The organism is Staphylococcus simiae (assembly GCF_017357005.1).
Taxonomy (GTDB): domain Bacteria; phylum Bacillota; class Bacilli; order Staphylococcales; family Staphylococcaceae; genus Staphylococcus; species Staphylococcus simiae_A.
The window spans coordinates 1,711,221-1,734,618 of record NZ_CP071589.1 but is presented as its reverse complement, the minus strand read 5'-3'; the positions used below and the strand labels follow the sequence as shown (position 1 = coordinate 1,734,618).

At 32.2% G+C, this 23,398-nt stretch carries 14 protein-coding genes and 2 pseudogenes; all 16 read left to right on the top strand.

Annotated features, from left to right (window positions below; all coding sequences use genetic code 11):
* Nucleotides 1–8 precede the first annotated feature (8 nt).
* The 16 genes and pseudogenes from J3R86_RS07765 (at nucleotide 9) to J3R86_RS07695 (ending at nucleotide 23,372) form a co-directional block, all read left to right on the top strand.
* Entirely contained in the window at nucleotides 9–1,712 is a 1,704-nt protein-coding gene (locus J3R86_RS07765) for a proline--tRNA ligase (RefSeq protein WP_207516840.1), read from the top strand.
* Between the two features lie 581 nt (nucleotides 1,713–2,293).
* Entirely contained in the window at nucleotides 2,294–6,604 is a 4,311-nt protein-coding gene (locus J3R86_RS07760) for a PolC-type DNA polymerase III (protein ID WP_207518533.1), read from the top strand.
* Between the two features lie 196 nt (nucleotides 6,605–6,800).
* Nucleotides 6,801–7,268, top strand: a complete 468-nt coding sequence (rimP, locus tag J3R86_RS07755; protein ID WP_207516839.1) for a ribosome maturation factor RimP — start codon at nucleotides 6,801–6,803, stop codon at nucleotides 7,266–7,268.
* 20 nt (nucleotides 7,269–7,288) lie between these two features.
* Nucleotides 7,289–8,488, top strand: a complete 1,200-nt coding sequence (gene nusA, locus J3R86_RS07750) for a transcription termination factor NusA (RefSeq protein ID WP_207516838.1) — start codon at nucleotides 7,289–7,291, stop codon at nucleotides 8,486–8,488.
* Nucleotides 8,489–8,506: 18 nt separating this feature from the next.
* On the top strand, nucleotides 8,507–8,791 hold the full coding sequence (gene rnpM / locus J3R86_RS07745) for an RNase P modulator RnpM (protein WP_207516837.1): 285 nt from the start codon (nucleotides 8,507–8,509) through the stop codon (nucleotides 8,789–8,791).
* Nucleotides 8,788–9,105 (top strand): L7Ae/L30e/S12e/Gadd45 family ribosomal protein, encoded by a 318-nt coding sequence (locus J3R86_RS07740; RefSeq protein WP_002464261.1) that lies wholly within the window; start codon nucleotides 8,788–8,790, stop codon nucleotides 9,103–9,105. Before rnpM ends, J3R86_RS07740 begins: the two co-directional genes overlap by 4 nt.
* Nucleotides 9,106–9,109: 4 nt before the next feature.
* Nucleotides 9,110–11,227 carry a translation initiation factor IF-2 gene (gene infB, locus J3R86_RS07735; RefSeq protein ID WP_207516836.1) on the top strand — a complete coding sequence of 706 codons (2,118 nt, stop codon included), beginning with the start codon at nucleotides 9,110–9,112 and terminating at the stop codon, nucleotides 11,225–11,227.
* A 1,156-nt stretch (nucleotides 11,228–12,383) separates the two neighbouring features.
* A complete protein-coding gene (gene rbfA / locus J3R86_RS07730; protein ID WP_207516835.1) occupies nucleotides 12,384–12,734 on the top strand; it encodes a 30S ribosome-binding factor RbfA in 351 nt (116 codons plus the stop codon).
* Between the two features lie 329 nt (nucleotides 12,735–13,063).
* Entirely contained in the window at nucleotides 13,064–13,981 is a 918-nt protein-coding gene (gene truB, locus J3R86_RS07725) for a tRNA pseudouridine(55) synthase TruB (protein ID WP_207516834.1), read from the top strand.
* A 14-nt stretch (nucleotides 13,982–13,995) separates the two neighbouring features.
* Nucleotides 13,996–14,967, top strand: a complete 972-nt coding sequence (locus tag J3R86_RS07720; RefSeq protein WP_207516833.1) for a bifunctional riboflavin kinase/FAD synthetase — start codon at nucleotides 13,996–13,998, stop codon at nucleotides 14,965–14,967.
* A 113-nt stretch (nucleotides 14,968–15,080) separates the two neighbouring features.
* A complete protein-coding gene (gene rpsO / locus J3R86_RS07715) occupies nucleotides 15,081–15,350 on the top strand; it encodes a 30S ribosomal protein S15 (protein ID WP_207516832.1) in 270 nt (89 codons plus the stop codon).
* Between the two features lie 268 nt (nucleotides 15,351–15,618).
* Nucleotides 15,619–17,718, top strand: coding sequence for a polyribonucleotide nucleotidyltransferase (gene pnp / locus J3R86_RS07710; protein WP_207516831.1), 2,100 nt, complete (start codon nucleotides 15,619–15,621; stop codon nucleotides 17,716–17,718).
* 662 nt (nucleotides 17,719–18,380) lie between these two features.
* Entirely contained in the window at nucleotides 18,381–20,054 is a 1,674-nt protein-coding gene (gene rnjB / locus J3R86_RS07705; RefSeq protein ID WP_207516830.1) for a ribonuclease J2, read from the top strand.
* Nucleotides 20,055–20,271: 217 nt separating this feature from the next.
* A pseudogene (locus tag J3R86_RS12320) lies at nucleotides 20,272–21,100 on the top strand (DNA translocase FtsK 4TM domain-containing protein); the annotation flags it as partial.
* 92 nt (nucleotides 21,101–21,192) lie between these two features.
* Nucleotides 21,193–22,656: pseudogene (locus tag J3R86_RS12315) on the top strand (DNA translocase FtsK); the annotation flags it as partial.
* A gap of 2 nt (nucleotides 22,657–22,658) precedes the next feature.
* On the top strand, nucleotides 22,659–23,372 hold the full coding sequence (locus tag J3R86_RS07695; RefSeq protein ID WP_207516828.1) for a GntR family transcriptional regulator: 714 nt from the start codon (nucleotides 22,659–22,661) through the stop codon (nucleotides 23,370–23,372).
* The last annotated feature ends 26 nt before the right edge of the window (nucleotides 23,373–23,398 follow it).

The following is a 23,398-nucleotide window of genomic DNA, read 5'->3' as shown; positions in this document are numbered from 1 at the left end:
AATTAAAAATGAGACAATCCAAAGTATTTATACCTACAATGAGAGAAGTTCCTGCAGAAGCTGAGGCTTTGAGTCATCGCTTATTATTAAAAGCAGGTTTAATTAAACAAAGTACAAGTGGTATTTACAGTTATTTACCATTAGCTACACGAGTATTAAATAATATTTCATCGATTATTCGTCAAGAGATGGAGAAAATTGATGCTGTGGAAATATTAATGCCAGCATTACAACAAGCTGAATTATGGGAAGAATCAGGTCGTTGGGGGGCATACGGTCCTGAATTAATGCGTTTAGAAGATAGACATGGACGTCAATTTGCACTTGGTCCGACTCATGAAGAACTAGTAACATCTTTAGTTCGTAATGAGTTAAAATCATACAAACAATTACCAATGACATTATTCCAAATTCAATCTAAGTTTCGTGATGAAAAACGACCACGATTTGGCTTGTTACGAGGTAGAGAATTTATAATGAAAGATGCTTATTCATTCCATGCTGATGAAGCATCATTAGATAAAACGTATCAAGATATGTATCAAGCTTATAGTGAAATATTTAAACGTGTAGGCATAAATGCTAGACCAGTAGTGGCTGACTCTGGTGCAATTGGTGGTAGTCATACACATGAATTTATGGCGTTAAGTGAGATTGGTGAAGATACAATTGTATACAGTCAAGAGAGTGATTATGCTGCTAATATTGAGAAAGCAGAAGTCGTGTATCATGCTAATCCTAAACATACAGAAATTAAAGATTTAGAAAAGATTGAAACACCTAATGTTAAAACAGCACAAGAACTAGCTGATTTCTTAAATAAGCCACTTGATGAAATTGTTAAAATAATGATTTTTAAAGTTGATGGCGAATTTATTATGGTATTAGTTAGAGGTCATCATGAAATTAATGATGTTAAGTTGAAAGCGTATTTCGGTACAGATAATATAGAAATGGCTACTCAAGACGAAATAATTAATTTAGTGGGTGCTAATCCAGGTTCATTAGGACCAATTGTTGATAAAGATATTAAAATTTTCGCAGATAACTATATTCAAGATCTTAATAATATTGTCGTAGGTGCAAATGAAGATGGCTATCATTTAATTAATGCCAATGTCGATAGAGACTTTAATATTGATGAATATGGTGATTTTAGATTTATTTTAGAAGGCGAAATGTTAAGTGATGGTTCAGGAGTGGCACATTTTGCTGAAGGTATAGAAGTAGGTCAAGTATTCAAATTAGGAACTAAATATTCTGAAGCAATGAATGCTACATTTTTAGATAATCAAGGTAAAGCACAACCTTTAATTATGGGATGTTATGGTATTGGTGTATCAAGAACATTAAGTGCTGTAGTAGAACAAAACAATGACGATAACGGAATAATTTGGCCTAAGTCAGTAACACCATTTGATATCCATCTTATAACTATAAATCCTAAAAAAGATGATCAACGCGAATTAGCAGATAAAATATATAAAGAATTTAATGGTGACTATGAAGTGTTGTATGATGATCGTCAAGAACGTGCTGGCGTTAAATTTAATGACGCAGATTTAATTGGTCTACCAGTTAGAATTGTAGTAGGTAAGCGTGCTGCTGAAGGTATTGTTGAAGTTAAAGATCGTTTGACTGGTGATAGTCAAGAAGTAGAAGTTAATGACTTGAAAAATGTGATAACTGATATGTATCATAACGCAAAATAATATTAATCATTTTTTAAGAGTAGGACTCAATAAAGGATAGTGAACTTATACCTCATTGATTCCTACTCTTATTATGTATATTAATCCATGCTACATTATGCAGCATGCTAATTTTAGTGGTTCTCTATCTTTCAGGACTGATAAATAAAAAGTGAATAATTTAAAATATAAATTATTTTGAAGCCGAGACTCCTGAGGTAGGGACCCAACATAGAAAAACTGGTTATCCAGTTTTTTCATGCAATGCAGGTTGGGCATTGGGGCCCCAGCAAAGAAAAATTCTGTCAACAGAATTTTTACTTTAATGTGCAAGCTGGGGTGCGAGGCTTAAAAAAAATAATTATGTATCAGTCCAATTTTGGAGAGAACCATTTTAGTTAAATTAATAGTGATAGCAAAATAAAATTTGTTATCAATGAAAAAAGATTCAATGCGTAGTATAATGTAATATAAAATTGTGTTATCAAGATAGACAAAACCATAATTAATTACATAGAAGTGATACATTATGCAAGGTCAATCTGTCTCAAGAATAAGTTATAAAACAGTAATAAACAGTTAAGGTGGTAATTGTCTTGGCAATGACAGAACAACAAAAATTCAAAATATTAGCTGATCAAATTAAAATATCTGATCAACTAGATGAAGAGATTATAAACTCTGGTGAATTAACACGTGTAGATGTGTCAAATATAAACAGAACATGGGACTTTCATATTAAATTGCCTCATTTTTTAGCACATGAAGATTATTTACTTTTTATTAATGCTGTGGAACAAGAATTTAAAGATATAGCAAAAGTAAGCGTTAAATTTTCAATTACAGATAATGCCAATCAAGATGAGTATGCACTTAAATATTTTAGTCATTGTATTGATCAAACAGCATTGTCACCAAAAGTTAAAGGTCAATTAAAGCAGAAAAAGTTAATTATGTCTGGCAATATTTTAAAAGTATTGGTATCTAATGATATTGAACGCAACCATTTTGATAAGACATGTAATGGTAGTTTAGTTAAAGCATTCCAAAATTGTGGTTTTGATATTTCCAAAATTGTCTTTGAAACAGATGACAACGATCAAGATCAAAATTTAGCTTCTTTAGAAGCGCATATTCAAGAAGAAGATGAACAAAGTGCGCGAGAAGCTACTGAAAAATTAGAAAAAATGAAAGCTGATAAAGCTAAACAACAAGATAATAACGAAAGTTCGGTCGATAAATGTCAAATTGGTAAACAAATTCCAGTGGAAAATATTAAACCTATTGAATCTATCATCGAAGAAGAATTCAAAGTTGCTATTGAAGGTGTTATTTTCGATATTAACTTGAAAGAATTGAAAAGTGGACGTCATATTGTCGAAATTAAAGTAACTGACTATACTGACTCACTTGTATTAAAAATGTTTACTCGTAAAAATAAAGACGATTTAGAACATTTTAAAGCGTTGAGTGTTGGTAAATGGATTAGAGCACAGGGGCGTATTGAAGAAGATTCATTTATTAGAGACTTAGTGATGATGATGTCTGACATCGAAGAAATTAAGAAAATACCTAAAAAAGATAAAGCTGAAGATAAGAGAGTGGAATTTCACCTACATACAGCAATGAGTCAAATGGATGGTATTCCAAACATTGGAGCATATGTTAAGCAAGCGGCTGACTGGGGACATCCTGCTATTGCTGTAACTGATCATAATGTAGTACAAGCATTTCCAGATGCCCATGCAGCTGCTGAAAAAAATGGTATTAAAATGATTTATGGTATGGAAGGTATGCTTGTAGATGATGGTGTGCCAATTGCATACAAACCAAAAGATATTCCTTTAAAAGATGCGACATATGTTGTTTTTGACGTGGAAACAACTGGTTTATCTAATCAATATGACAAAATTATCGAACTTGCAGCTGTAAAAGTCTATAATGGCGAAATTATTGATAAATTTGAGCGTTTTAGTAATCCACATGAACGATTATCAGAAACTATCATTAATCTAACGCATATAACAGATGATATGTTAGTTGATGCTCCTGAAATAGAAGAAGTATTGACTGAATTTAAAGACTGGGTTGGGGATGCCATATTTGTTGCTCATAATGCCTCCTTTGATATGGGCTTTATTGATACTGGATATGAGAGACTTGGCTTTGGTTCTTCAACAAATGGCGTGATTGATACATTAGAGTTATCAAGAACAATTAACACGGAATATGGTAAACATGGCTTGAATTTTTTAGCTAAAAAATATGGAGTAGAGTTAACTCAACATCACCGTGCTATTTATGATACTGAAGCTACAGCTTATATTTTCATAAAAATGGTACAACAAATGAAAGAACTTGGCGTAAATAATCATGCAGACATTAATAAAAAGCTTAGTAATGAAGACGCATATAAACGTGCTAGACCTAATCACGTAACATTAATTGTTCAAAACCAACAAGGATTGAAAAATTTATTTAAAATAGTAAGTGCATCATTAGTCCAATATTATTATAGAACGCCTAGAATTCCACGTTCATTATTAAATGAATATAGAGAAGGAATTTTAGTTGGTACAGCATGTGATGAGGGTGAATTATTTACTGCGGTTATGCAAAAAGATCAAAGCCAGGTAGAAAATATTGCCAAATATTATGATTATATTGAAATTCAACCGCCAGCACTTTATCAAGATTTAATAGATAGAGAATTAATACGTGATAATGAAACATTACAGGAAATATATCAAAGACTTATTCAAGCTGGTGATACAGTAGGGATCCCTGTCATAGCAACAGGTAACGCACATTATCTATATGAGCATGATGCAATTGCGCGTAAAATATTAATTGCATCACAACCAGGTAACTCGTTAAATAGATCAACTTTACCAGAGGCACATTTTAGAACTACGGATGAAATGCTTAATGAATTTCATTTTTTAGGTGAAGATAAAGCGTATGAAGTTGTTGTCAAAAATACTAATGAATTAGCTGACCGTATTGATAAAGTAGTTCCGATTAAAGACGATTTATTCACACCACGTATGGAAGGTGCAAATGAAGAAATTAGAGAATTAAGTTATTCCAATGCACGTAAGTTGTATGGTGAAGAGTTACCTCAAATCGTTATTGATAGATTAGAAAAAGAATTGACTAGTATAATAGGTAATGGATTTGCGGTTATTTATTTAATCTCACAACGTTTAGTTAAAAAATCATTAGATGATGGTTATCTTGTAGGGTCACGTGGTTCTGTTGGCTCTAGCTTTGTTGCTACTATGACTGAAATAACAGAGGTTAATCCTTTGCCTCCACATTACATTTGCCCTAATTGCAAGACGAGTGAGTTCTTTAATGATGGGTCCGTTGGTTCAGGATTTGATTTGCCTGACAAAAATTGTGACACGTGTGGTGCACCATTAATAAAAGAAGGACAAGATATACCTTTCGAAACATTCTTAGGATTTAAAGGAGATAAAGTACCAGATATCGACTTAAACTTTAGTGGTGAGTATCAACCTAATGCGCATAACTATACAAAGGTGTTATTTGGTGAAGACAAAGTTTTTAGAGCAGGTACAATCGGTACAGTTGCTGAAAAGACTGCTTTTGGATATGTAAAAGGTTATTTAAACGACCAAGGTATTCATAAACGTGGTGCAGAAATTGATCGTCTTGTTAAAGGTTGTACAGGCGTAAAGCGTACTACTGGACAACATCCAGGGGGTATTATTGTAGTACCAGATTATATGGACATTTATGACTTTACACCAATACAATATCCAGCTGACGATCAAAATTCTGCGTGGATGACAACACATTTTGATTTCCACTCAATTCATGACAATGTATTGAAACTTGATATATTAGGACACGATGATCCAACGATGATTCGTATGCTTCAAGATTTATCTGGAATTGACCCTAAAACAATACCAGTGGATGATAAAGATGTTATGAAAATTTTCAGTAGTCCAGAAAGTTTAGGTGTTACTGAAGATGAAATTTTATGTAAAACAGGTACGTTCGGTGTTCCTGAATTTGGTACAGGCTTTGTACGTCAAATGTTGGAAGATACTAAACCAACATCATTTTCAGAGTTAGTACAAATATCTGGATTGTCACATGGTACTGATGTGTGGCTAGGAAATGCACAAGAACTGATTAAAGCTGGAATTTGTGATTTATCTAGTGTTATTGGTTGTCGTGATGATATTATGGTTTACTTAATGTATGCAGGATTAGAACCGTCTATGGCATTTAAAATAATGGAGTCTGTACGTAAAGGTAAAGGTTTAAGTGAAGAAATGGAAGAGGCTATGAAGGAAAATAATGTACCAGATTGGTATTTAGATTCTTGTTTGAAAATTAAATATATGTTCCCGAAAGCCCATGCTGCAGCTTACGTCTTAATGGCTTTAAGAATTGCTTACTTTAAAGTACATCATCCGTTATATTATTATGCTGCTTATTTTACCATTAGAGCTTCAGATTTTGATTTAATTACGATGATTAAAGATAAGACAGGTATCAGAAATGCTGTTAAAGATATGTATTCTCGTTATATGGATTTAGGTAAAAAAGAAAAAGATGTCTTAACAGTGTTAGAAATTATGAATGAAATGGCTCACCGTGGCTATAGCATGCAACCTATAAGTTTAGAAAAAAGTAAAGCATTTGAATTTGTCATCGAAGGTGATACCTTAATACCACCATTTATTTCTGTACCAGGCTTAGGTGAAAATGTTGCCAAACGTATTGTTGAAGCACGAGATGAAGGACCGCTTTTATCTAAAGAAGATTTAAATAAAAAAGCAGGACTTTCTCAAAAAGTAATTGATTATTTAGATGAGCTAGGTTCACTACCCAACTTACCAGATAAGGCGCAATTATCTATTTTCGATATGTAATTTAATAACAGGTTAGTTAAAGTAGTAGATATTAACTTATAATTTTGTATAAAAACTATATAATAGAGTTACGATATATAGTTATTTGTTTAGTTATGCAACTTATGATATAATTAACATGCTTAAAAAATTAGTGACTCAGGCAGAAGAGTGGGGAATTCCCGCTCTTTTCTATTTGCCAAAAAAGGAGGCCTGTATGAGTAAAATAACTGAACAAGTTGAAACAATTATTCAACCAATAATGGACGAATTAAACTATGAACTTGTAGATATTGAATATGTGAAAGAAGGTAAAGATCATTTTTTACGTATTTCAATTGATAAAGATGGTGGCGTTGATTTAAATGACTGTACATTAGCTTCTGAACGTATAAGTGAAGCTATGGATGCCAATGATCCTATTCCGGAAATGTACTATTTAGATGTAGCATCACCTGGTGCCGAACGACCAATAAAAAAAGAACAAGACTTTTATAATGCCGTTAATCAACCTATATTCGTCTCATTGTATTTACCTATCGAAGGTAGCAAAGAATGGTTGGGTGTTCTAAAATCTGTCGATAACGATTATATCGTTGTACAGGTGAAGATTAAATCAAGAACTAAAGATATAGAGATACCACGAGATAAAATTGCAAAAGTACGTCACGCAGTTATGCTTTAACGTGATGAGGAGGAAAAATCGTGTCAAGTAATGAACTATTATTAGCAACTGAATACTTAGAAAAAGAAAAGAAAATCCCTAGAGAAGTGTTGATAGATGCAATAGAAGCTGCATTAATCACAGCCTACAAAAAGAACTACGATAGCGCAAGAAACGTACGTGTTGATTTGAATATGGATCAAGGTACATTTAAAGTTATTGCACGTAAAGAAGTAGTTGAAGAAGTTTTTGATGATAGAGATGAAGTAGATTTAAGTACTGCTTTAGTTAAAAACCCTGCATATGAAGTTGGAGATATTTATGAAGAGGATGTCACACCTAAAGATTTTGGGCGAGTTGGTGCACAAGCTGCAAAACAAGCAGTTATGCAACGTTTACGTGATGCTGAACGTGAGATTCTTTTTGATGAATTTATTGACAAAGAAGAAGATATTTTAACTGGAATTATAGATCGTGTTGACCATAGATATGTATATGTCAATTTAGGTCGTATTGAAGCTGTACTTTCAGAAGCCGAAAGAAGTCCTAATGAAAAATATATTCCAAATGAGCGCATTAAAGTATATGTAAACAAAGTTGAGCAAACAACAAAAGGCCCTCAAATATTTGTGTCTCGTAGCCATCCTGGATTATTAAAACGTTTATTTGAACAAGAAGTACCTGAGATTTACGATGGTACTGTAGTAGTTAAATCAGTTGCGCGTGAAGCTGGGGATCGTTCAAAAATTAGTGTGTACTCTGACAATTCAGATATTGATGCAGTAGGTGCATGTGTCGGTGCAAAAGGTGCGCGTGTGGAAGCAGTAGTCGAAGAACTTGGTGGAGAAAAGATTGATATCGTTCAATGGAACGAAGATCCAAAAGTATTTGTTAAAAATGCTTTGAGCCCTTCACAAGTGTTAGAAGTCATTGTAGATGAAGCAAATCAATCAACTATTGTAGTGGTACCAGATTATCAATTATCATTAGCTATTGGTAAAAGAGGTCAAAATGCACGTTTAGCTGCTAAATTGACTGGTTGGAAAATTGATATTAAATCTGAAACAGATGCACGTGAAGCGGGTATATATCCTGTAGTTGCAACTGAAGAAGTCATTGAAGAAGCTGCAATAGCTGATGACAATGAAGACATTGTTATCGACGATATTGATAAAGATGAAACTAATTTAACAGCAGCTGAATTACTTGTTGAATCAGATGATGAAAAAGAATCAGAATAATAAGTTGGAGTGACGTCTATGAAAAAGAAAAAAATTCCAATGCGTAAATGTATTCTTTCAAACGAAATGTATCCTAAAAAAGATATGATTCGTGTTGTTATCAACAAAGATGGTGAAATTTTCGCTGATGCTTCAGGTAAGCAACAAGGTAGAGGTGCTTATGTTTCTAAAAATGTTAACATGGTAGAACAGGCACAACAAAAAGAAGTATTGGAGAAATATTTTAAAGCATCAAAGGAACAACTCGATCCTGTTTATAAAGAAATTATTAGGTTAATTTATAGAGAAGAGATTCCAAAATGACAACGGACCAAATTTTTAATTTTTTAGGTTTAGCTATGAGAGCAGGTAAAGTTAAAACTGGGGAATCTGTCATAGTTAATGAAATAAAAAAGCGCAATTTAAAATTGGCTATTATAGCTACTGATGCGTCAAGTAATACTACAAAGCTGATTAAAGATAAATGTAATAGCTATAAAGTACCAGTACGCGTCATTGGAACGAGAAATGAATTGGGGATAGCACTTGGCAAAGGAGAACGTGTGAATGTAGGGATTACAGATCCTGGGTTTGCCAAAAAATTGCTATCAATGATAGATGAATATCATAAGGAGTGATTATATGAGTAAAAAAAGAATTTACGAATATGCGAAAGAATTAAATCTAAAGAGTAAAGAGATTATAGATGAGTTAAAAAGCATGAACATAGAAGTATCAAATCATATGCAAGCTTTGGAAGATGATCAAATCAAAGCATTGGATAAAAAGTTCAAAAAAGAACAAACAAGTAATAAAGATACTCAAAATAATCACCAAAAATCAGGTAATAAAACTCAAAGCAACAAACCAAATCAACAAAACAACAAACAACAAAAGAATAAACCAAATAACCAACAAGGTAACAATAAAAAGAATAATAAAAATAACAAGAAAAATAATAAAACCAACAAAAAACAAAATAATCAACCAGCAGAACCAAAAGAAATCCCATCAAAAGTTACGTATCAAGATGGTATTACAGTTGGAGAATTTGCTGAGAAATTAAATGTTGAATCATCAGAGATTATCAAAAAATTATTCTTATTAGGTATTGTTGCTAATATTAATCAGTCATTAGATCAAGAAACTATAGAATTAATTGCTGATGATTATGGTGTAGAACTTGAAGAAGAAGTTGTTATTGATGAAGAAGATTTAGCAACTTATTTTGACGATGAAACAGACGATCCAGATGCAATTGAGAGACCAGCGGTAGTTACAATTATGGGACACGTCGATCATGGTAAAACAACATTACTTGACTCTATTCGTCATACTAAAGTGACAGCAGGTGAAGCTGGCGGTATCACTCAACATATTGGTGCCTATCAAATTGACAATGATGGTAAAAAAATTACATTCCTAGATACACCAGGACATGCTGCATTTACTACAATGCGTGCACGTGGTGCTCAAGTAACTGATATTACTATATTAGTGGTTGCAGCAGATGATGGTGTAATGCCACAAACGATTGAAGCTATCAATCATGCTAAAGAGGCAGAAGTACCTATTATTGTTGCAGTAAACAAAATTGATAAACCAACTTCTAACCCTGACCGAGTTATGCAAGAGTTAACTGAATATAATTTAGTACCTGAAGATTGGGGCGGTGACACAATCTTTGTACCACTATCAGCATTAAGTGGTGACGGTATCGAAGAATTATTAGAAATGATTGGCTTAGTTGCAGAAGTACAAGAATTAAAAGCTAACCCTAAAAAACGTGCGGTCGGTACTGTTATTGAAGCAGAATTAGATAAATCACGTGGACCATCAGCTTCATTATTAGTTCAAAACGGTACTTTAAATGTTGGTGACTCTATTGTAGTCGGCAATACGTATGGTCGTATTCGTGCAATGGTAAATGATTTAGGTCAAAGAATTAAAACAGCCGGACCATCAACACCTGTTGAAATAACTGGTATTAATGATGTCCCTCAAGCTGGTGATCGCTTCGTTGTCTTTAGTGATGAAAAACAAGCCCGTAAAATTGGTGAATCTAGACATGAAGCTAATGTCATGCAACAACGTCAGGAAAGTAAAAATGTAACACTTGATAATTTATTTGAACAAATGAAACAAGGTGAAATGAAAGATCTTAATATCATTATTAAAGGTGATGTTCAAGGATCTGTAGAAGCATTAGCCGCTTCATTAATGAAAATAGATGTTGAAGGTGTCAATGTACGTATTATTCATACCGCAGTTGGTGCTATTAACGAGTCTGACGTAACATTAGCTAATGCATCGAATGGTATTATTATCGGCTTTAACGTACGTCCAGATGCTGGTGCTAAACGTGCAGCTGAAGCTGAAAATGTAGACATGCGTTTACACAGGGTTATTTATAACGTTATTGAAGAAATTGAATCAGCAATGAAAGGTCTACTTGATCCTGAATTTGAAGAACAAGTTATTGGTCAAGCAGAAGTACGTCAAACATTTAAAGTTTCTAAAGTTGGAACAATTGCGGGTTGTTATGTAACTGAAGGTAAAATTACTCGTAACGCAGGCGTTCGTATTATTCGTGACGGCATTGTTCAATTTGAAGGTGAATTAGACACACTTAAACGTTTTAAAGATGATGCTAAAGAAGTAGCAAAAGGTTATGAATGTGGTATCACTGTTCAAAATTACAATGATTTAAAAGAAGGCGATATTATTGAAGCGTTCGAAATGGTTGAAATAAAAAGATAATATTACTTAATATCAAAAACCGAAAGTCAGTAATACAACTGATTTTCGGTTTTTTAGGTTGTTTATTCTAAATGACTGACTGAGGTTCTATCCAAATTGGACTGATACATAATTATTTTTTCAAACCTTGCATACCAGTTTGCACATTATAGTGAAAATTCTGTTGACAGAATTTTTCTTTGCTGAAGCCCCAGCGTCCAACTTTGCTCGCCTTGCACATTATAGTGAAAATTTTAGTTATAAATTTTTTATGACTGGTCCCTGCATGTATGAAAAAATGGTTACCTAGTTATTTATGTAATTCAGGACCCATCATTGAAAAATAAAAGCATTATAGTTACCCTATAAGTGCAACTACATAAGAACTAGTGAAAATTGTAAATCTAGCTAGTTCGAAATGTGCAAGTTGGGTATGGCTATTAAAGATTAAATAGCTAACTCGCTTTAAAATTATTTACTTAGGTATGAGTGATACAAAATTAACAGTATCGTTTGGTATAGAACTATTTGTAGTTAACTTATCATACAAGAACAATAACGATATTAAATATTTTGATTGAAATGCAATATTATGAATAAGAATGTTTAATTTATATCTTGGGTATATAATATATTGAACAATCTAAAACATAGAGATTATAAATAAATCCCAATACCTAATACTATTAAACTTTCTTCAGTGTTTAGCGATAAGAATGTTAGGGGTGTGATAAATTGCGTCAGTTTATTGAACGCTTCCATTTTACACTTATGAATTTGACGATACTTGTAATATTATCGTTAGGTTATACAAATTTGTATTCTAAAAACAAAATATCAATGATTGTTTTATTGCTACTTATAGTTATACCAACCTTTTTCTTTGAACTATTGGTCCCAGAATCAATGAATTTACAACAAAAAGGTAAGTGGTATCTACTTACAATATTACCTTATATTCTAATTATCACTATCATATTTATTTACATTAAAATTTGACTTCATCTACTAGATTCTTTTTTCAATTTTTAATACTAAAGATGTAATCTATTATTAAAATACAGACAACATTTGATTTTGTATGCTGAATTTATTAAAATAACGTGTGAACTAAAAAAGTTATATGAATAGCATAACTATCAATAAATTAAATAATAGAGATAAATGAGGTGACATAATGAGTAATATGAGAGCAGAACGTGTTGGTGAACAAATGAAAAAAGAATTAATGGATATCATCAACAATAAGGTTAAAGATCCACGTGTTGGATTTATTACGATAACAGATGTTGTATTAACTAATGATTTATCACAAGCGAAGGTTTTCTTAACAGTTCTTGGTAATAAAAAAGAAGTCGAAGATACTTTTAAAGCATTAGAAAAGGCCAAAGGTTTTATAAAATCTGAATTAGGTTCAAGAATGAGATTACGTATTATACCTGAGTTAATGTATGAATATGATGAATCAATAGAATATGGTAATAAAATTGAACGCATGATTCAAGATTTACACAAACAAGATAAATAATAGCAAATTAGTAATCTGGGATGTGTTAAACAAACTTATTATTCAATTAAAAGCATATAGATGCGAATGGTGAATAATAAGTTTTGTAACATGTTCCTTTTTTTATGTGAAAATTATCGTAAAATAGGTATGTTGACAACTTGGATTGATATTTTTACTATTAATTGATCTTTATTGCGCCAATTCTGTTATCAAACATTTTATAGTTAATATGTATTTATCAAAGCATTGCCAACATCATACTATGAAATCACAATGCACTTTTATTAATATTTAATTTTCAGATTCAAAGAATAAGTTTCCTAAAAATTATTAAAGTAGGTGAAAGGATGTATAACGGTATTTTGCCAGTGTATAAAGAACGCGGACTAACAAGTCATGATGTTGTCTTTAAATTACGTAAAATATTAAAAACAAAAAAAATTGGTCATACCGGAACATTAGATCCAGAAGTTGATGGTGTCTTACCAATTTGTATTGGACCAGCGACAAGAATTAGTGATTATGTTATGGATATGGGGAAATCATATGTAGCCACTGTCACAATCGGTCGTAGTACGACAACCGAAGATCAAACTGGTGTAACAATAGCGCAAAGTAATGTTAACGATGGACAAATTACTGTTGATCAAGTTGATAAAGTATTACAACACTTCCAAGGTCATATTAGTCAGACACCGCCAATGTATTCATCTGTTAAAGTTAATGGCAAGAAGTTGTATGAATATGCTAGAAACAATGAAACAGTGGAACGCCCAACTAGAACAGTAATTATTTATAACATTAAACGAATTTCAGAATTAAATTTCACAAATAATGAATGTAACTTTGATATTACTGTTACTTGTGGTAAGGGTACTTATATTCGCACACTTGCGACAGATATCGGAAAAGCGTTAGAATTACCTGCACATATGTCTAAATTAACTAGAATTGAATCTGGTGGCTTTAAATTAGAGGATAGTTTAAGTTTAGAAGACATTAAAGCATTGCATGAGCATGATTCATTACAAACTAAATTGTTTCCTATAGAATATGGGTTAAAGGGTTTATCTCAGATAATTATAGAAGATCCACAAGTGAAGCAGCGAATTTTAAATGGCCAAAAATTTTATACACGACAATTTAAACAACAATTTAATGAACAAGTTGTTTTTATTGATCATAGTACGAAGAAAGCATTGGCTATTTATATCATCCATCCAGATAAACCTGCAGAAATTAAACCGAAAAAAGTCTTTAACTAAAGGAGATATGAATTATGAAAGTCATAGAAGTGACACATCCTATACAAAAAGATCAATATATAAATGAGGATGTAGCAATGGCATTTGGCTTTTTTGATGGTATGCACAAAGGCCATGATAAAGTTTTTGAAATTTTAGATGATAAAGCAAAAGAAAATCAATTAAAAAAAGCTGTGATGACATTCGACCCGCATCCATCAGTTGTTTTAAATCCAAAACGCAAAAGAACAACATATTTAACGCCGCTTGCAGATAAACTAGAAAAAATTGCTCAACATGGTATTGATTATTGTATCGTTGTGAATTTTTCTTCTAGATTTGCTAATGTCACAGCTGAAGAATTTGTTCAAGACTATATTATTAATAACCATGTTAAAGAAGTTATTGCAGGTTTTGATTTTACATTTGGTAAATTCGGTAAAGGTAATATGTCTGTGTTAAAAGAATATAATGAATTTAATACTACAATTGTTAAAAAACAAGAATCTGATGACGAAAAAATTTCAACTACTGCGATTAGACAAGCGCTATTAGATGGAGAACTTCAAAAAGCTAATAGAGAACTTGGCTACATTTATTCTATAAAAGGAACTGTAGTCCAAGGTGAAAAACGAGGTCGTACAATTGGTTTCCCAACTGCTAATATTCAACCTAGCGATGACTACTTATTACCACGCATCGGTGTCTATGCTGTTAGTATAGAAATTGGTGCTGAAAATAAATTATATCGTGGAGTTGCTAATATCGGAGTTAAACCAACATTTCATGATCCTCAAAAAGCAGACGTGGTTATTGAAGTTAATATTTTTGATTTTGATGAAAATATATATGGTGAACGTGTTATCGTTTATTGGCATCACTTTTTAAGACCAGAAGTTAAGTTTGATGGCATTGATCCTTTAGTTAAGCAAATGAATGAAGATAAAGAACAAGCTAAATATTTATTATCTGTTGATTTTGGTGATGAAGTGTCTTATAATATTTAAAGTTGCATATAATTATTTTAGGATAATTATGTCACACCTCTTTCTTAGTGAGTCGATTCTCCAACGCTTAACTCAGATTGAGGAGTATATACAATTTAAGGAGGAAATTGATTATGGCAATTTCACAAGAACGTAAGAACGAAATTATTAAAGAATACCGTGTACACGAAACTGATACTGGTTCTCCAGAAGTACAAATCGCTGTTTTAACTGCAGAAATTACTGCATTAAACGATCATTTACGTACACACAAAAAAGACCACCATTCACGTCGTGGATTATTAAAAATGGTAGGTCGTCGTAGACATTTATTAAACTACTTACGTAGTAAAGATATTCAACGTTACCGTGAATTAATTAAATCATTAGGTATCCGTCGTTAATCTTAATATAGTCTTTTAGGTTGGAGCATATTTATGTTCCAACCTTCATTTTTGTATTTATGAATTAACTAATAAAATATAAATAACTAAAATTAATAAAAAAACATTTTGAAATTTAACAAATAATAGGGTGGGTTAATAATCTCTAGTTATTAAAATAGATTGCTATCCCATCCTATTTTTTTGTAATTCTATATATAACACTGATATAAAAATATCTAAATAAATGATATGATATAAATATTAGATTCAAGAGAGGAGATTCGTAATGTCTCAAGAGAAAAAAGTTTTTAAAACTGAATGGGCAGGCAGATCTTTAACGATTGAAACAGGACAATTGGCTAAACAAGCTAACGGCGCTGTTTTAGTACGTTATGGTGATACGGTTGTATTATCAACTGCTACTGCTTCTAAAGAACCACGCGATGGTGATTTCTTCCCATTAACAGTTAACTATGAAGAAAAAATGTATGCTGCTGGTAAAATTCCGGGTGGATTTAAAAAACGTGAAGGTAGACCAGGTGATGATGCAACATTAACAGCACGCTTAATTGATAGACCGATTAGACCGTTATTCCCTAAAGGTTATAAACATGATGTTCAAATTATGAATATTGTTTTAAGTGCTGATCCAGACTGCTCACCACAAATGGCTGCTATGATAGGTTCATCTATGGCTTTAAGCGTATCAGATATTCCATTCCAAGGACCTATCGCAGGAGTAAACGTTGGATATGTTGACGGTAAATATGTTATTAACCCAACAGTTGCTGAAAAAGAAGTTTCAAGATTAGATTTGGAAGTAGCAGGTCATAAAGATGCTGTAAACATGGTAGAAGCTGGTGCTAGTGAAATTACTGAAAGCGAAATGCTGGAAGCCATTTTCTTTGGTCATCAAGAGATTCAACGATTAGTAGAATTTCAACAACAAATTATAGATCATATTCAACCTGTTAAAAGTGAATTTGTACCTGTTGAACGTGATGAAGCGTTAGTAGAACGTATTACGGCATTAACAGAGCAAAATGGTCTGAAAGATGCTGTTTTGACATTCGATAAACAGCAACGCGATGATAACTTAGATGCTATTAGAGATGACATTGTTGCTGAATTTATAAATGAAGAAGATCCTGATAATGAATTACTAATTAAAGAAGTAAATAGTATTATTAACGATCTAATTAAAGAACAAGTAAGACAATTAATTGCTGAAGATAAAATAAGACCAGATGGCCGTAAACCAGACGAGATTAGACCATTAGATTCAGAAGTAGGTTTATTACCAAGAGCACACGGCTCAGGTTTATTCACTCGTGGTCAAACTCAAGCATTATCGGTATTGACTCTAGGCGCCTTAGGAGATTACCAATTAATAGATGGTATTGGTCCTGAAGAAGAAAAACGATTTATGCATCATTATAATTTCCCTAATTTCTCAGTTGGGGAAACTGGTCCAGTTCGTGCACCTGGTAGACGTGAAATTGGACATGGTGCCTTAGGTGAAAGAGCATTAAAATACATCATTCCAGATATTGCTGAATTCCCATACACAATACGAATCGTCAGTGAAGTACTAGAATCAAATGGTTCTTCATCTCAAGCGTCCATTTGCGGATCAACATTAGCATTAATGGATGCAGGTGTTCCAATCAAGGCACCAGTTGCTGGTATTGCTATGGGTCTAGTTACAAGAGATGATAGTTATACAATTTTAACTGATATTCAAGGTATGGAAGATGCTTTAGGTGATATGGACTTTAAAGTAGCTGGTACTAAAGAAGGTATTACTGCTATTCAAATGGATATTAAAATAAACGGTTTAACGCGTGAAATCATAGAAGAAGCATTGGAACAAGCAAGACGTGGACGTTTAGAAATTATGGATCATATGTTACAAACGATAGATCAACCACGTTCAGAATTAAGTGCTTATGCACCAAAAGTTGTTACAATGACGATTAAACCTGAGAAAATCAGAGATGTTATTGGACCAGGTGGTAAGAAAATTAATGAAATCATTGATGAAACTGGTGTTAAATTAGACATTGAACAAGATGGTACGATCTTTATTGGTGCAGTTGATCAAGATATGATTGATCGTGCACGTGAAATCATTGAAGAAATTACCCGTGAAGCTGAAGTAGGACAAGTGTACAACGCAAAAGTAAGACGTATTGAAAAATATGGCGCATTTGTTGAACTATTCCCTGGTAAAGATGCTTTACTTCATATCTCACAAATTTCTCAAGATAGAATAAATAAAGTTGAAGATGTATTAAAAATTGGAGATACAATAGAAGTTAAAGTAACTGAAATTGATAAACAAGGTCGCGCTAATGCTTCACATAAAGTTTTAGATGACAAATAATGACTATCTGACATGCTTATATTAGTTTGTTTATAAAAATGAAACTGTTGAATAATCTTAATGATTGTTCAGCAGTTTTTTTGCGAGGAATGAGTCTGAGACAAAAAGCATTTTACACTTAAAATTAAGCATTTGGTGGTAACTGTCTGGATTATAATGTCGGAATATATCTATTTTTTATATCTTACTGGAGTGTATAGAACTCAGCATTAAATAGATATTTGTCAATTTTACATTATTGTTCTAGACAGGCATCTACGGAATCAATCTGTTGAAAATCAATTGCAATCTCTCTTCTATGATGCTAAAAGTTTAGAATTAAGAACTTTAGTATACAAATATGGAATTTTCTATAAATAACAGTTGGAGGACGAGAATGACAACAAATAAGAGCAATTAAACTACAATGATGTGTCACAAAATACAAATACAACTGTAAGTCGATTTTAACTATGACATCATTTAGATAAAAAATATTCAACCATAACAACCTTTGATTGAAGATAATCAGAATAGATATACGATCAACAAATAATTTTAAACATTGTTTATGATAAACAGAATGATATCAAAGTGAATAATAGTGTACATCATGCGTGTTTTCACTTATAATAAATGGTGAGTTTATATATGGACGGGCAACAAATTTAGGAGGTAAAATTTTGAGTTTAATAAAGAAAAATAATAAAGATATTCGCATTATTCCACTTGGTGGTGTTGGCGAAATAGCTAAAAATATGTACATCGTTGAAGTAGACGATGAAATGTTTATGTTAGATGCTGGATTAATGTTTCCAGAAGATGAAATGTTAGGGATAGATATTGTTATTCCTGATATTTCTTATGTAATTGAAAATAAAGATAAATTAAAAGGTATATTCTTAACTCATGGACACGAACATGCTATTGGTGCAGTGAGTTACGTTCTTGAACAATTAGATGCACCAGTATATGGTTCAAAATTAACAATAGCGTTAGTAAAAGAAAGCATGAAAGCCCGTAACATTGATAAAAAAGTACGCTATTATACTGTTAATCATGATTCTATTATGAGATTCAAGAATGTCAATGTAAGTTTCTTTAACACTACACATAGTATTCCAGATAGCTTAGGTGTTTGTATTCACACTTCTTATGGTGCAATAGTATACACAGGAGAATTTAAATTCGATCAAAGTTTACATGGTCATTATGCACCAGATTTTAAACGTATGTCTGAAATTGGAGAAGAAGGCGTCTTTGTGTTGATTAGTGATTCAACTGAAGCCGAGAAACCGGGCTATAACACACCTGAAAATGTTATTGAACATCATATGTATGACGCATTTGCTAAAGTACGTGGACGTTTAATCGTATCATGCTATGCTTCTAATTTCATTCGTATCCAACAAGTATTAAATATAGCTAGTAGATTAAATAGAAAAGTATCTTTCTTGGGTCGTTCTTTAGAAAGTTCATTTAATATTGCTAGAAAAATGGGTTATTTTGATATTCCAAAAGATTTACTGATTCCAATTACAGAAGTTGATAACTATCCTAAGAATGAAGTTATTATCATTGCTACAGGAATGCAAGGTGAGCCAGTTGAAGCTTTAAGTCAGATGGCTCAGCATAAACATAAAATTATGAATATAGAAAAAGGAGATTCAGTATTTTTAGCAATTACAGCTTCAGCTAATATGGAAGTGATTATTGCAGATACTTTAAATGAATTGGTACGTGCAGGAGCACATATTATTCCAAATAATAAAAAAATCCATGCATCTAGCCATGGATGTATGGAAGAATTAAAAATGATGTTAAATATAATGAAACCTGAGTACTTTATACCAGTACAAGGTGAATTTAAAATGCAAATTGCTCATGCAAAATTAGCGGCAGAAGCTGGTGTATCTCCCGAAAAGATCTTCCTTGTAGAAAAAGGTGACGTTATTAATTATGATGGTAAAAATATGATCATAAATGAAAAAGTTACATCAGGTAACATTTTGATTGATGGTATAGGTGTCGGCGATGTAGGTAATATCGTATTACGAGATAGACATTTATTAGCAGAAGACGGCATATTTATAGTTGTTGTGACGTTAGATCCTAAAAATAGAAAAATCGCTGCTGGACCGGAAATTCAATCAAGAGGCTTTGTTTATGTAAGAGAAAGTGAAGATTTACTACAAGAGGCAGAAGATAAAGTACGTGAAATTGTAGAAGCTGGCTTACAAGAAAAACGTATTGAATGGTCAGAAATCAAACAAAATATGAGAGACCAAATTAGTAAGCTGTTATTTGAAAGTACTAAACGTCGTCCTATGATTATTCCAGTCATATCAGAAATATAATTTTAATTAACAAACATTAAAAGAGGTTAGAACAATTCACAAAATATAAATTTAGTATTTACTATGACTTTATATTTTATACTAATATAGTTGAGCTAATGTTTACGTTATTTCAATTAATGAATTAGTAACGAGTGAGGTTGTTCTTACCTCTTTCGACGTCTCATAATAAAATGATTTATTACAATATACTTATAACGAGAAGGAGGTGTATCAATTGCCACAAACCAAAAGAAAACCCACAACGAAGAAAAAAGGAACAACTAAAAAACGTACAAATTCTAGAAAAAAGCAAAATGATAATCCCATAAGATATGTCATAGCTATCTTAGTAGTTATTTTAGTTGTTTTAGGTATCTTCCAATTAGGAATTATTGGACGTGTTATTGATAGCTTCTTTAATTATTTATTTGGATTTAGTAGGTATTTAACGTATATCTTAGTGTTATTATCAACTGGTTATTTAACATATTCTAAACGTATCCCTAAATCTAGAAGAACTACAGGTTCAATCGTGTTACAATTTGCGTTGCTATTCTTATGTCAACTTATATATTATTTCAACAGTGGCATTAAATCTGAACGTGAGCCTGTATTAACTTACGTATACAAGTCATATGAACATACAATGTTCCCTAATTTTGGTGGAGGTGTTTTAGGGTATTATTTGTTTATTCTTAGTGAACCACTAATTTCAATTATTGGTGTTGTATTAATTACATTATTATTACTCATATCTAGTGTGATTTTATTAACTAATCATCGTCATAGAGATGTATCAAAACTTGTTTTAGAAAATCTTAAAACATGGTTTAGTTCTATGAAAATGAATATGCAAGAGCGTTCTGAACAACGTGCAAAGAAAAAAGAAGAGAAAGCACAACTTAAATCACAAAAAGCTGAGGAGCAAAAAGTAACTGATGTAACTATTAAGGATGTAAGCGATTTACCTGAAGTCGCTGAAGTGTCTAATGATAGACCAATACCAATTTTTGGTCATGATGACAGTGAAGAACAACCTCAACAATCCTCTCGCAAGAAACATTTATATAATCAAGATAATAGTAAATCAAGTGATGTAACCGAAGAAAGGCCTTCTAATAAAAATAATTCACAGCATGAATTAGAGGACGATAGTAGCTCAGAAGTTGAAGGATCTATTGTAGAAGCGGGCGAAGTTACGAATGTTGAATATGTTATACCGCCATTAACATTATTAAATCAACCAGCTAAACAACAAGCAACTTCTAAAAGTGAAGTTCAACGTAAAGGTCAAATTTTAGAAAATACGATGAAAGATTTTGGTGTTAATGCTAAAGTGACGCAGATTAAAATTGGGCCTGCAGTGACACAATATGAAATTCAACCAGCACAGGGTGTTAAAGTTAGTAAAATTGTCAATTTACATAACGATATCGCATTAGCACTAGCTGCTAAAGACGTTAGAATTGAAGCGCCAATTCCTGGTAGATCTGCAGTGGGTATTGAAGTACCAAATGAGAAAATATCTTTAGTTTCTCTTAAAGAAGTTTTAGATGAGAAATTCCCGTCTAATAATAAGTTAGAAGTTGGTTTAGGAAGAGATATCTCAGGCGATCCGATTACTGTTCAACTTGACGAAATGCCACATTTATTAGTTGCAGGTTCGACGGGTAGTGGTAAATCTGTATGTATTAATGGTATCATAACGAGTATTTTATTAAACGCTAAACCACACGAAGTTAAATTGATGTTAATTGATCCGAAAATGGTTGAATTAAATGTTTATAATGGTATACCTCATTTATTAATACCAGTTGTGACAAACCCACATAAAGCTGCACAAGCTTTAGAAAAGATAGTTGCAGAGATGGAAAGACGTTATGATTTATTCCAACATTCTGCAACTAGAAATATTAAAGGATATAATGCCTTTATACGTAAGCAAAATCAAGAATTAGATGAAAAACAAGCAGAATTACCATATATCGTTGTAATTGTTGATGAATTAGCTGACTTAATGATGGTTGCTGGTAAAGAAGTTGAAAATGCCATACAGCGTATTACACAAATGGCACGTGCAGCGGGTATCCATTTAATAGTTGCAACACAAAGACCATCTGTTGATGTTATAACAGGAATCATAAAAAATAATATACCATCACGAATTGCTTTTGCTGTTAGTTCGCAAACAGATTCACGAACAATCTTAGGCACTGGTGGTGCAGAGAAACTGTTAGGTAAAGGTGATATGCTTTATGTTGGTAATGGTGATTCTACTCAAACTAGGATTCAAGGCGCATTTTTAAGTGATCAAGAAGTTCAAGATGTTGTGAATTATGTTGTCCAACAACAGCAAGCAAATTATGTTAAAGAAATGGAACCTGATGCTCCAGTTGATAAATCTGAGATGAAAAGTGAAGATGCCTTATATGACGAAGCATATTTATTTGTTATTGAACAACAAAAAGCAAGTACGTCACTACTACAACGTCAATTCAGAATTGGTTATAATAGAGCGTCAAGATTGATGGACGATTTAGAACGTAATCAAGTGATTGGTCCACAAAAAGGTAGTAAGCCAAGACAAGTACTAATTGATCTAAATAATGACGAGGTGTAACAATGTCAGAAGTAAACGCTATTTATAAAGTAAAACAATACATTTTAAATTTGATAGAGCAGAATAAATTACACAATGGTGAAACGTTACCAAGTGATTTAACGATTGCTCGACAATTAAATGTCAAAACTGATGATGTCAATGAAGCAATTAAGGCATTAATTACAGAACAAGTCATTAAAGATAATTTTGAAGAGGGTACAAGTGTAAAAACACTACCCCCTTTCTTTTATCCATTAAATGAATTAGTGAGCATTGGACAAATGATCAAAAATGCTGGCTATGAAAGTGGCACCGAATATTTAAATTTTGATGAACAACCTGCAACTTCATTAGACGCATCATTATTAAATGTTAAAGATGGTGAGGCTATCACGCTCATCGAACGAATAAGAACAGCTAATGGTAATCCTGTTGTTTATTGTATGGACAAAATTGCTAAAAGAAATTTGACTTGCACGGGTTATCAAATGAGTAACGGTTCAATCTTAAGTGCAATTAAAACACAAAGTGGCCATAATATTTGTTATGCTGATACAGAAATTGAAGCGATTAACTATGAACCGCGTATTTCAGAAGTTTTAAATGCATCATTGCATGAAGGTTTAATTTTATTAAAAATAACACATTATAATGAATTTAATGAACCAGTATTATATTCATTAAATTATATGAAAAATAGCTTAGTACAATTTAAACTATCTCGAAAAATATAGTTACACACATAATAAAGGAGTTAATA

Excerpts from the sequence above, each read along its gene's own strand:
- J3R86_RS07765 (WP_207516840.1), top strand. The coding sequence starts at position 9 with ATGAGACAATCCAAAGTATTTATACCTACAATGAGAGAAGTTCCTGCA.
- J3R86_RS07760 (WP_207518533.1), top strand. The coding sequence starts at position 2,294 with ATGACAGAACAACAAAAATTCAAAATATTAGCTGATCAAATTAAAATA.
- rimP (WP_207516839.1), top strand. The coding sequence starts at position 6,801 with ATGAGTAAAATAACTGAACAAGTTGAAACAATTATTCAACCAATAATG.
- rnpM (WP_207516837.1), top strand. The coding sequence starts at position 8,507 with ATGAAAAAGAAAAAAATTCCAATGCGTAAATGTATTCTTTCAAACGAA.
- J3R86_RS07740 (WP_002464261.1), top strand. The coding sequence starts at position 8,788 with ATGACAACGGACCAAATTTTTAATTTTTTAGGTTTAGCTATGAGAGCA.
- infB (WP_207516836.1), top strand. The coding sequence starts at position 9,110 with ATGAGTAAAAAAAGAATTTACGAATATGCGAAAGAATTAAATCTAAAG.
- rbfA (WP_207516835.1), top strand. The coding sequence starts at position 12,384 with ATGAGTAATATGAGAGCAGAACGTGTTGGTGAACAAATGAAAAAAGAA.
- truB (WP_207516834.1), top strand. The coding sequence starts at position 13,064 with ATGTATAACGGTATTTTGCCAGTGTATAAAGAACGCGGACTAACAAGT.
- J3R86_RS07720 (WP_207516833.1), top strand. The coding sequence starts at position 13,996 with ATGAAAGTCATAGAAGTGACACATCCTATACAAAAAGATCAATATATA.
- rpsO (WP_207516832.1), top strand. The coding sequence starts at position 15,081 with ATGGCAATTTCACAAGAACGTAAGAACGAAATTATTAAAGAATACCGT.
- pnp (WP_207516831.1), top strand. The coding sequence starts at position 15,619 with ATGTCTCAAGAGAAAAAAGTTTTTAAAACTGAATGGGCAGGCAGATCT.
- J3R86_RS07695 (WP_207516828.1), top strand. The coding sequence starts at position 22,659 with ATGTCAGAAGTAAACGCTATTTATAAAGTAAAACAATACATTTTAAAT.